The 9,943-nt window shown below is 69.9% G+C and carries 11 protein-coding genes and 1 pseudogene; 5 read left to right on the top strand and 7 right to left on the bottom strand.

Going from position 1 to position 9,943, the window contains the following annotated elements; translation table 11 throughout:
• Together FHD68_RS15585 and kynU are read right to left on the bottom strand one after the other, a co-directional pair.
• Window positions 1-342, bottom strand: a pseudogene (locus FHD68_RS15585) (biotin/lipoyl-binding protein); the annotation flags it as partial.
• A gap of 70 nt (window positions 343-412) precedes the next feature.
• Complete coding sequence (gene kynU / locus FHD68_RS15580; protein WP_127899266.1) at window positions 413-1,600, bottom strand: kynureninase; 1,188 nt, start codon at window positions 1,598-1,600, stop codon at window positions 413-415.
• A gap of 61 nt (window positions 1,601-1,661) precedes the next feature.
• On the opposite strand from kynU, the gene FHD68_RS15575 reads away from it, so the two are divergent.
• Window positions 1,662-2,456, top strand: coding sequence for an alpha/beta hydrolase (locus tag FHD68_RS15575; RefSeq protein ID WP_127897695.1), 795 nt, complete (start codon window positions 1,662-1,664; stop codon window positions 2,454-2,456).
• Here the strand turns inward: FHD68_RS15575 and FHD68_RS15570 are convergent.
• Both FHD68_RS15570 and FHD68_RS15565 read right to left on the bottom strand, forming a co-directional pair.
• Window positions 2,444-3,280 carry an aldo/keto reductase gene (locus FHD68_RS15570; RefSeq protein ID WP_127897694.1) on the bottom strand — a complete coding sequence of 279 codons (837 nt, stop codon included), beginning with the start codon at window positions 3,278-3,280 and terminating at the stop codon, window positions 2,444-2,446. The two genes, FHD68_RS15575 and FHD68_RS15570, sit on opposite strands and share 13 nt — an antisense overlap.
• A gap of 52 nt (window positions 3,281-3,332) precedes the next feature.
• Window positions 3,333-3,803, bottom strand: a complete 471-nt coding sequence (locus tag FHD68_RS15565; protein WP_046000692.1) for a YbaK/EbsC family protein — start codon at window positions 3,801-3,803, stop codon at window positions 3,333-3,335.
• Between the two features lie 111 nt (window positions 3,804-3,914).
• Between FHD68_RS15565 and FHD68_RS15560 the strand changes: the two genes are divergently transcribed.
• From FHD68_RS15560 to bluB, 4 genes are all read left to right on the top strand, one after another.
• Window positions 3,915-4,661 (top strand): DUF421 domain-containing protein, encoded by a 747-nt coding sequence (locus FHD68_RS15560; protein WP_240542482.1) that lies wholly within the window; start codon window positions 3,915-3,917, stop codon window positions 4,659-4,661.
• 3 nt (window positions 4,662-4,664) lie between these two features.
• Complete coding sequence (locus FHD68_RS15555) at window positions 4,665-4,997, top strand: hypothetical protein (RefSeq protein ID WP_127897693.1); 333 nt, start codon at window positions 4,665-4,667, stop codon at window positions 4,995-4,997.
• A gap of 118 nt (window positions 4,998-5,115) precedes the next feature.
• Window positions 5,116-6,384 (top strand): lytic murein transglycosylase, encoded by a 1,269-nt coding sequence (locus FHD68_RS15550; protein ID WP_127897692.1) that lies wholly within the window; start codon window positions 5,116-5,118, stop codon window positions 6,382-6,384.
• Complete coding sequence (gene bluB, locus FHD68_RS15545; protein ID WP_127897691.1) at window positions 6,381-7,055, top strand: 5,6-dimethylbenzimidazole synthase; 675 nt, start codon at window positions 6,381-6,383, stop codon at window positions 7,053-7,055. The genes FHD68_RS15550 and bluB overlap by 4 nt, the downstream gene beginning before the upstream one ends.
• Here the strand turns inward: bluB and FHD68_RS15540 are convergent.
• The 3 genes from FHD68_RS15540 to FHD68_RS15530 form a co-directional block, all read right to left on the bottom strand.
• Complete coding sequence (locus FHD68_RS15540; protein ID WP_127897690.1) at window positions 7,052-7,549, bottom strand: RNA pyrophosphohydrolase; 498 nt, start codon at window positions 7,547-7,549, stop codon at window positions 7,052-7,054. The genes bluB and FHD68_RS15540 overlap by 4 nt on opposite strands.
• A gap of 4 nt (window positions 7,550-7,553) precedes the next feature.
• Window positions 7,554-8,975: a S41 family peptidase gene (locus FHD68_RS15535; protein WP_127897689.1), complete on the bottom strand. Its 1,422-nt coding sequence runs from the start codon at window positions 8,973-8,975 to the stop codon at window positions 7,554-7,556.
• Window positions 8,976-8,991: 16 nt separating this feature from the next.
• On the bottom strand, window positions 8,992-9,943 hold a 952-nt coding region (locus FHD68_RS15530; RefSeq protein WP_139086171.1), incomplete at its 5' end, for a murein hydrolase activator EnvC family protein.

Genomic DNA, 9,943 nt, shown 5'->3' with positions numbered 1-9,943 from the left:
GCGGGCCTGACGGGCCTGGTCGCTGCCCGCGCGCGCGGCGGCCAAGCCCGCCAGCGCGACGTTCAGCGCCTGATCCTGCTGGACGGCGTTCAGCCGGGCCAAGGGCTGGCCCGCGACGACGCGGTCGCCCTCGGCCACCAGCACCTCGGTCACGCGGCCGCCCTGACGAAAGCCCAGCTCCAGCGTGTCGACGGCCTCGATCTCTCCGGACAGCTGCATGTCCAGGTCCAGAGGCTGGGTGCGGGCGGTCACGATGCGCACACGGATATCGTCGGGGGCGGCCTGGGCCGCCGCAAGCGCGGGAATCATCATGGCAAGGGCAAGGGGCAGCAGCTTGAACATCGGAACCGATCCACGACATCTGTGGCTCAATCTGTCGACGGTTTTGGCCGCCTTGGAAAGCCCCCTTACCCTAGGTCACCGCGGCCTTGCGACGGAATTCCGCACTGTCCCAGCTGCCGTCGCGCAGGATTCGCGCCAAGGTCGCGACCGCCTGCGACACGTCGTCCAGATCGTTGTAAAGCGGCGCGAACCCAAAGCGCAGCACGTCGGGCGCGCGAAAGTCGCCGACCACCCCCGCCGCGATCAGTGCCTGCATCACCGCATAGCCCTGCGGATGGCGGAACCCGACCTGAGAGCCGCGCCGCGCCGGGTCGCGCGGGCTGTTCAGGACCAGGTCGGGGCATTGCGCCTCGACCCCCGCAATGAACGCCTCGGTCAGTTCGATCGATCGCGCCCGCAGCGCGGCCATGTCGACCGTGTCCCAGATGTCCAGCGACGCCTCCAACGCGCTTAGCGCGATGACGGGGGGCGTGCCCACGCGCATCCGCTCGATCCCCGGCGCGGGGCGGTATTCCTGGTCGAAGGCAAAGGGCGCGGCATGGCCCATCCAGCCCTGCAGGATCGGCTCGGCCTGTTCGGCGTGGCGCGGATGGGTCCAGATGAAGGCCGGCGCCCCCGGACCGCCGTTCAGGTATTTATAGGTGCAGCCCACCGCGAAATCGGCATCCGACCCCAGCAGGTCCACGTCCACCGCCCCCGCCGAATGGGCCAGATCCCAGATGGCCAGCGCGCCGGCGTCATGCGCGCGGGCAGTCAGGGCGGGCATGTCGTGACGGCGGCCGGTGCGATAATCGACCTCGGTCAGCATCAGCACGGCCAGGTCGGGACCGATGGCCGCCTCGACCTCTTCTGGGGCGACGACGCGCAGGGTCGCGCCCAGGGCGCGGGCGATCCCCTCGGCCACGTACAGGTCCGACGGAAAGTTGCCGCTGTCCGACAGGATCACCCGCCGGTCGGGCCGCAGGGCCAGCGCCGCGCTCAGCGCCTGAAACACCTTGATGGACAGCGTATCGCCCATGACCACCTGGCCATCCCCCGCGCCGATCAGCCGCGCGATGCGGTCGCCGACCTTGCGCGGCTGGACATACCAGCCCGCCTTGTTCCAGCCGGTGATCAGCATCTGGGACCATTCGTCGGCCATCATGGTCGCGACCCGGTCGGCGGCGGCGCGGGGCATCGGCCCGAGCGAATTGCCGTCCAGATAGGTCATGCCGTCCGGCAGGTGGAACGCGGCGCGGGTCTTGGTGAAATCGGTCATCATGGGCTCCCTCTTGACGCAACGATAGCGCCGCGATTGGCTGCCCGAAAGAGGGGGAATCATGCTGTATCAGATCACCGACTGGGACGACGCCTATGCCAATGGCGCGCATATCCCGCATGCCGACACCTATGTCCCCCGCTGGACCGAGGCGGCGGCGGCCTTCCGCGCCGCCCATCCGCCGCAGGATCTGGGCCGGGGGCATCTGTTCCTGCCGGAGGGAGACCCGCGCGGGCTGATGGTGTTCATCCATGGCGGCTACTGGATGCGGTTCGACCCGACGCTGTGGGCGCATCTGGCGGGCGGTGCACTGGCGGCGGGATGGGCCTGCGCCATGCCGGGCTATCCCTTGGCGCCGGACGCGCGCATCGCCAACATGACCCGCATCGTCGCGGAGCAGATCGCAGAGGCGGCGGGTCGCATCGCAGGGCCCATCGCGCTGACCGGTCATTCGGCGGGCGGGCATCTGGCGGCGCGGATGATCTGTCCGGGGGTGCTGTCCGAGACGGTTGCCGCGCGGGTCACCGCCTGCGTGCCCATCTCTCCGCTGACCGACCTGCGCCCGCTGATGCGCACGGCGATGAACGACACCCTGCGCCTGGACGCGGCCGAGGCCGCATCCGAAAGCCCCGCCCTGCTGGAACCCCGCACGGGCATCCCGGTCACGACTTGGGTTGGGGGGGCCGAAAGGCCTGAATTCATCCGCCACGCCCGGCTGCTGGCGGATGCCTGGGCGGGGCTGGGCGCGGCGACCGAATGCGTCATCGACCCCGGCCGCCACCATTTCGACGTGATCGAGGGACTGGCGGACCCCGCCAGCCCCCTGATGCGTCGCCTGCTGGGTTACAGCGGCTGACGATAGTCGAACGTGTCCGGGTCCGGCCCGGTGCGATGGCCGCGGTCCAGCGCGTCGATGGCCGACATCTCCTCGGGCGTCAGGGTAAAGTCCAGCACGTCGAAATTCTCGGCCAGCCGTTCGGGCTTTTCCGATTTCGGAATGACCGACAGCCCGTGCTGGATGTGCCAGCGCAGGATCACCTGCGCCACCGTCCGCCTCGTGCGCGCCGCCGCATCGCGGATCGCGGGGGCGTCGAAGCTGTCGCCGCGGCCCAGGGGGGTCCAGCTTTGCGTGACGATGCCAAGCTGCTTGTTCACCGCCCGCATGCGCTCCTGCACCAGCGACGGGTGCAGTTCGATCTGGTTCAGCGCGGGTGCGACGCCCGTCTCGTCGATCAGGCGACGCAGATGCGGCTCGTGGAAATTCGCGACGCCGATGGACCGTACGCGCCCTTCGTCGCGCAGACGGATCAGCGCCTTCCAGCTGTCGACATAGGCGTCCATCGCCGGCAACGGCCAGTGGATCAGGTACAGGTCCAGATAATCCAGTCCCGACCGCTCCATCGTCGCGTCAAAGGCCCGCAGCGCGGCGTCATGCCCCTGCGCGTCGTTCCACAGCTTGGACGTGACGAAGATCTGGTCGCGGGCCACGTCGCTGTCGCGGATGCCCCGGCCCATCCCGGCCTCGTTCTTGTAGGCGGCGGCACCGTCGACCAGCCGGTATCCGACGCGTAGCGCCTCGGACACGACCTCGGGGGTCTTCGCATCCTCGATCTGCCAGATGCCGGTGCCCAGCTGGGGCATGGTCCGGCCGTCGTTCAGGGTCATCATGGGTTGGGTCATCGGGGCTTCCTTTCAGATGTCGCGTCCCAACGCCCCGGACCCGCCGCGGGGTTCATGCGACAAAATCACCGGTCCGTGCGGCGGTCACGGCCTGCAGCCGGTCGGGCGCGATGGCAAAGACATGGCGCGGCGTGCCCGCCGCCGCCCAGACCTGCACGAAATCGGCCAGGCGCGGGTCCAGGAAGGCCCTGACCGGCGACAGATGCCCCACCGGCGCGACGCCGCCGATGGCGAACCCCGTGCGCGCCCGCACCAGCGCCGCATCGGCCCGGCCCAACGGCTCTCCGGCCAGCGTCGCGGCCTTGTCGGGGTCGACCCTGTTGCCGCCCGCGGTCAGGAACAGCAGCACCGCTCCGCTGTCCTGGCCGTGAAAGATGATCGACTTGGCGATCTGGTCCAGCGCACAGCCGACCGCGTCCGCGGCCTCGGCGGCGGTGCGGGTGCTGCCCGGCATCTCGCGGATGTCGACCGCGACGCCGGCCGCGTCCAGGGCCGCGCGGACCCGTTCCAGACTGTCGCTCATCCCCGGCCCTCCCTTGCCGTGCGCAGCCTAGCGGGCGTGCTGCCCGCGTGGAACCCCCCGCCCCTGCGGCGGTTGTGCGGGATGCGGCCCCTTCGCCGCGAAAGGCAGCCCATGGACCAGCCGGTCATCCCCTTCGATCTGGCCCGGATGTTTCTGGGCGAGCATCCGCCGCTCTTCTATGCCGAGATCCTGGTCCGCACCCTGCTCGTCTATGTCTATGCGCTGCTGATGATCCGCTGGATCGGCGGGCGCGGCGTGGCGCAGCTGTCGATGGTCGAGTTCCTGCTGGTCATCGCCCTGGGGTCCGCCGTGGGCGACGCGATGTTCTATCCCGACGTGCCGCTGCTGGCGGCGATGGCGGTCATCACCGTGGTCGTCGGGCTAAACAAGGTGCTGGACCGGCTGATCGTGCGGTTCGACCGGGCCAAGCGCATCATCGACGGCCGCCCCGTGGCGCTGGTCCTGGACGGGCGCATCCTGCCCGAGGCGGCATCGCAGCGCGACCTGGGCCTGGCCGAGATCAAGGCGATGCTGCGCCTGGCCGGCGTCGGCAACCTTGGAGAGCTGCGCGCCGCCTATCTGGAGGCGGGCGGCGGGCTGTCCGTCTTTCGCCGGTCGCAGGTGCAGCCCGGCCTGTCGCTGCTGCCGCCCGAACATCTGGTGAACGGCCCGCCCCCGCCCGCAAAGGCGCTTGCGATGGACGGGCAGACATGTTGTGCCATGTGCGGCGCGTCCGCGGGCGCGCAGATCATCGCCACCCGTGCGCCCTGCCCCGAATGCGGCAACCGCATGTGGCAGGCCCCCGAATGGCCCGAAGGGGCCGAAAGCGCCCAGGGCGGCGCCAAACCGATGGAGTAAGCCATGAAGGTCTTCACGCTGGTCGTCGAGCTGGGCAGGCGGCAGGGCGACGGTCTGCCCAAGGGCGCCACCGGGGCGGGGCTGGTCTGCTATGCCCCGGCCAATGACGAACCCGAGGCCGTGCGAGAGACCGTGGCGATCCTGAAGCAGGCCGACATGGCCCCCCTGGACGTCACCGGCTATGGCACGCTGGACGAGCGTCTGGCCGACGGCCACGAGATCGACGAGGCGGAACGCGCGCTGATGGATCGGGCGCTGGCCGAAAACTCGGTCATCATCGCGCAGATGACGCCCTGGTTCGGGACCGCGCCGGACCCGGAATCACTGCTGCACTAAGCGCGCCCGCGCCCTACCCAAGCGGGAGTGGTTCGTCTAGACTGCACGCAGAAGACCAAATCCGGGCCATCAAGATCCGGGCCAAGAAACCTCGGCAGTCCAAAACAGGCGATCCATAATGAGCTTTTCCCGCATTCTTCTGTCCACCACCCTGATCGGCGCGCTGGCCGCCTGTGCATCGCCGATGTCGCGCATGCCCGCCGCGGGCGGCCCCCGCGCGCCCGCCGATGTGACCGTGACCCCGATCCCCCCCGCCAATCCCGGCGACGAGGCCGGCCTGCAGCGGTTCGTCCAGCAGTTCCGCGCCCGCGCCCTGTCGTCGGGCGTGTCGGGCCCGACCTATGACCGCGCCATGGCGCTGGCCCGCTACAACCCCGAGGTGATCCGCCTGGACCGCCGCCAAGCCGAATTCTCGCGCCCCGTCTGGCTGTACCTGGACAGCGCCGTGTCGGACGTGCGCATCACCACCGGCCGCCAGAAGCTGGCGCAGCTGTCGCCCGTCCTGGCCCGGATCGAGGCGCAGTACGGCGTCCCGCGCGAGATCGTGCTGGCGGTCTGGGGGATGGAATCGAACTTCGGCGCCAACCGCGGCCGGATGCAGATCATCCCGTCGCTGGCAACGCTGGCCTATGACGGCCGCCGCGGAGAGATGTTCCAGAACCAGCTGATCGCCGCCCTGCAGATCCTTCAGGCGGGCGACACCGATCCCCAGCACATGCTGGGCAGCTGGGCGGGCGCGATGGGGCATACCCAGTTCATGCCGACCTCCTATCTGGAATACGCGGTCGACTTCACAGGCGACGGCCGCCGCGACATCTGGTCCGAGGACCCGACCGATTCGCTGGCCTCGACCGCGGCCTACTTGGCGCGCAGCGGCTGGCAGCGCGGTGCGACCTGGGGCGCCGAGGTCCGCCTGCCCGCGAACTTCAACATGGGCCTGATCGGCAAGGGCACCCGGCGATCGGCCGGCGACTGGTCGGCACAGGGCGTGCGCACAATGTCGGGCGGCGGGCTGCCGGCGGGCAACGGCTCGATCATCATGCCGGCGGGGGCGCGGGGGCCCGCGTTCTTCATCACCGACAACTTCCGGTCGATCCTGCGCTACAACAACTCGGACAACTACGCCCTGGGCGTGTCCTACCTGGCGGAACGCATCGCGGGCCGTCCGGGCATCCAGGGCGCCTGGCCGCGCCAGGACCGCACCCTGTCCACCGCCGAACGCCAGGAGATCCAGCAGCGCCTGGCACAGCGCGGCTTCTATCAGGGAGAGATCGACGGCCTGTTCGGATCGGCGACGATGGAATCGGTCTCGGCCTTCCAGCGTTCGATCGGCGTGACGCCGGACGGCTATCCGACCTCGATCCTGCTGGACCAGCTGCGCCGGTGAGTGCCGACGACGGCCTCGCCCCGGCGGGGCCGTTTTCGAACGCGGAGCGCGCGGCGGTCTATCGCGCGATCCGCGAACGCCGCGACGTGCGGGGCCAGTTCCGCCCCGACCCGGTCGATCCCGACACGCTGCGCCGCCTGCTGCAGGCGGCGCATGAAGCGCCGTCCGTCGGGCTGTCGCAGCCCTGGAACTTCATCCTGATCCGCGACGCGGCGCTGCGCGGACGCATCCATGACGCCTTCGCATCGGCCAATGCCGAGGCCGCCGACCGCTTTCCCGACCGCAAGGCGCTCTATTCGTCGCTGAAGCTGGAGGGGATCCTGCAGGCGCCGGTCAACCTGTGCATCACCTGCGACCGGACGCGGGGCGGCGCGCATGTGCTGGGCCGCACCCATGACCCGGCGACCGATCTGTACTCCACCGCCTGCGCGGTGCAGAACCTGTGGCTGGCCGCGCGGGCCGAAGGCATCGGGGCGGGCTGGGTCAGCATCTTCCGGCCCGACGACCTTCGCGGTCTGCTGCACCTGCCCGACCATGTCGTGCCGGTGGCCTATCTGTGCATCGGCCATGTCACCGAACTATACCGCCAGCCCGAACTGCAAAGCCGGGGCTGGGCGGCGCGCCTGCCGCTGGACGACCTGATCCTGGAGGATCGCTGGCCCGCGCCCTAGGCCAGATGGACCCGGAACGCGCCCAGCACCTCGGAATAGACCGCGCGCTTGAAGGGCACGATGCTGTCCAGCACGTCCTCGGCCCGCATCCACCGCCACTGGTCGAACTCGGGATGGGCGGTATCGATGCGGATGTCGGTGTCCTGGCCCAGGAACCGCAGCGCCAGCCATTTTTGGCACTGCCCACCATAACGGCCCTTCCAGATCCGGCCGACCATCTCGGGCGGCAGGTCGTAGAAGACCCAGTCTGGCGTCTCGTCCAGCACCTCGACCAGCGACGGGTCGATGCCCGTCTCCTCGGTCAGCTCGCGCAGCGCGGCCTCGCGCGGGGTCTCCCCCTCGTCGATGCCGCCCTGGGGCATCTGCCACGCAGGCGGCTGGTCGGGGCTGCGGTCGATCCGGCGCCCGGCAAAGATCAGGCCCCGGTCGTCGATCAGCACCACGCCGGCGCAGGGCCGGTACGGCAGGCCGCCCGGCCCCATGCGTCCGTCCATCGGTTCAGCCCTGGTCCGGGGCGGCCTCGGCCCCCTCGCCCGCGCCTTCGCCCGTGACCGCGGGCGTCTCCGCGGCAGGCACCTGGTCGGCGCGGAAGTTCACCGCGGCCAGACCCTTCAGCACGTCGACCGCATAGGCCAGCTGATAGTCCTCCTCGCGCAACGCGGCGGTGGCCTCGACCTCGGCGGCCTCCTCCTCCATCTGCTTGCGCATCTCGTCGCTGACATCGTTGCCCAGGGCACCGCGCAGGTCGGCCTCGGACCGGCTGAAGTCGCTGTTGCTGCGGGCTTCCTCCTCCTCGACCTCGGGGGCCGGAGCGGGCTGGGCGACCAGGATGTCGGGCTGCACGCCCAGGGCCTGGATCGACCGGCCCGACGGGGTGAAGTACCGCGCCGTGGTCAGGCGGATGGCGCTGTCGGCGGTCACCGGCATGACCGTCTGGACCGAACCCTTGCCAAACGACTTCTCGCCCACGACGATGGCGCGGCGGTGGTCCTGCAAGGCGCCCGCGACGATTTCCGACGCGCTGGCCGAACCGCCGTTGATCAGCACGACCATCGGCTTGCCCTCGGCCAGATCGCCTGCCTCGGCGTTCCAGCGTTCGCTTTCGTCCGGGTTGCGGCCGCGGGTGCTGACGATCTCTCCGGCGTCCAGAAAGGCGTCGCTGACGCTGATCGCCTGGTTCAGCAGGCCGCCGGGGTTGTTGCGCAGGTCCAGCACGAAACCGGTGACCCGGTCGATGCCGCCGGCTTCCTCGACGGCCTTCTTCAGTTCCGCCTGCAGCGTGTCATAGGTCTCGTCGTTGAAGGTGGACACCCGCAGCACGACCGCATGGCCCTCCACGCGGCTGCGCACCACGGTCAGCTTGATCGTGTCACGCGACATGGTCAGGTCGAACGGCTCGCTCTCGCCCTCGCGCAGGACGGTGATGGTGATCTCGGACCCGATCGGGCCGCGCATCATCTCGACCGCGTCGTCCAAAGGCAGGCCCAGCAGCGATTCGCCGTTCACATGGGTGATGAAGTCGCCCGGCTGGATGCCCGCATTCGCGGCGGGCGTGTCGTCGATGGGGGCCACGACCTTGACCAGACCCTCCTCCTGGCTGACCTCGATCCCCAGGCCGCCAAAGCTGCCGCGGGTCTGGGTCTGCATGTCGGAATAATCGTCGGCCGACAGGAAGCTGGAATGCGGGTCAAGCGAGGTCAGCATGCCGTTGATGGCCGCCTCGATCAGCTCCTTGTCCTCGGGTGCCTCGACATAGTCGGTGCGGATGCGCTCGAAGATGTTCCCGAACAGCTCTAGCTGCTGATAGACCGAGGCATTCCCCTCGGCCGTCTCCTGCGCCAGCAGCGGACCGGCGATCTGGGTGGTGGCCAGGGCTCCGGCCAGAACGCCCCCCAGGCCTGCGATCAGATAATGTCTCATGGCGGTCTTTCCTGCCTCAGTCCTGTTGCGGGTCGACGACGGGATTCAGCACGAACCAGTCGGCGGGGTCCAGCGTTTCATTGCCCTGGCGTAGTTCCAGATACAGCGTCTCGCTGCGTCCGGCCTCGGCGCCCTGGGCGGCATCGGCGACGAATTGCGATCCGAATTCCTGGGCGGGGGCTTCCGCGCCCCCCATCAAGCCCACCGGATCGCCCGCCTTCAAGACGTCGCCCACTTCTCCAAAGACCTGGGACAGGCCTGCGAAGATCATTAGATAGCCGCGCGCGGGCTCGACGATCATCACATTGCCGTAATCCAGGAACGGCCCGCGATAGCGGATCGTCGCAGGCCAGGGCGTCTGCACCAGCGCCGCGGGGGCGGTGGCGATCACCCAGCCCGGTCGGCTGACCCCCGCCGCGTCCGGCTCCCGATAAGGGCGCAGCACGGTCCCCACCACCGGCAGGGCCAGGCTGCCGCGCGCGCCCTCGAAATCGTCCATGGGCGCGCCCACGTCCTTTTCCATCCGCGCGATGCCGGTCGCGAAATCGTCCAGGCTCTGCGCGGCCGCGCGCAGGGCCTGCAGCTCCTCGGGGTCCTCGGCATATCGCGCGGGCATCGAGCTGCGGTCGGTCACGGCGCTGGCCAGCAGGCGGCGGGCCTCCTGGACGCTGTCCAGGCCGCTGCCCAGCATGCCGGCGGCGTTCGACTGCAGCTGGCGGACGGTGGCGATCTCGTCCAGATCGGCCTGCAGGGCCTCGGCCTCGGCCCGCAGGCCGGGGGTGACGCCCGACAGGATCATCCCCGACCGCGCATTGGCCAGCGCCCCCGCCGGATGCAGCAGCATCGTCGATTCGGGGCTTTGCTGCAGCGCGGTCATCGCGCCCAGGACGCGCGCCAGCTGGTCGCGCTGCGCCTCGAACCGGTCGCGCAGCTCGGCCTCGCGGCCGCTGGCCTGGCGCAGGCCGCCG

The sequence above is a fragment of the Paracoccus marcusii genome, assembly GCF_006151785.1.
GTDB classification, from domain to species: Bacteria; Pseudomonadota; Alphaproteobacteria; order Rhodobacterales; family Rhodobacteraceae; genus Paracoccus; species Paracoccus marcusii.
The sequence above is the reverse complement of the archived record's forward strand: the minus strand, read 5'-3'. Positions and strand labels throughout refer to the sequence as shown.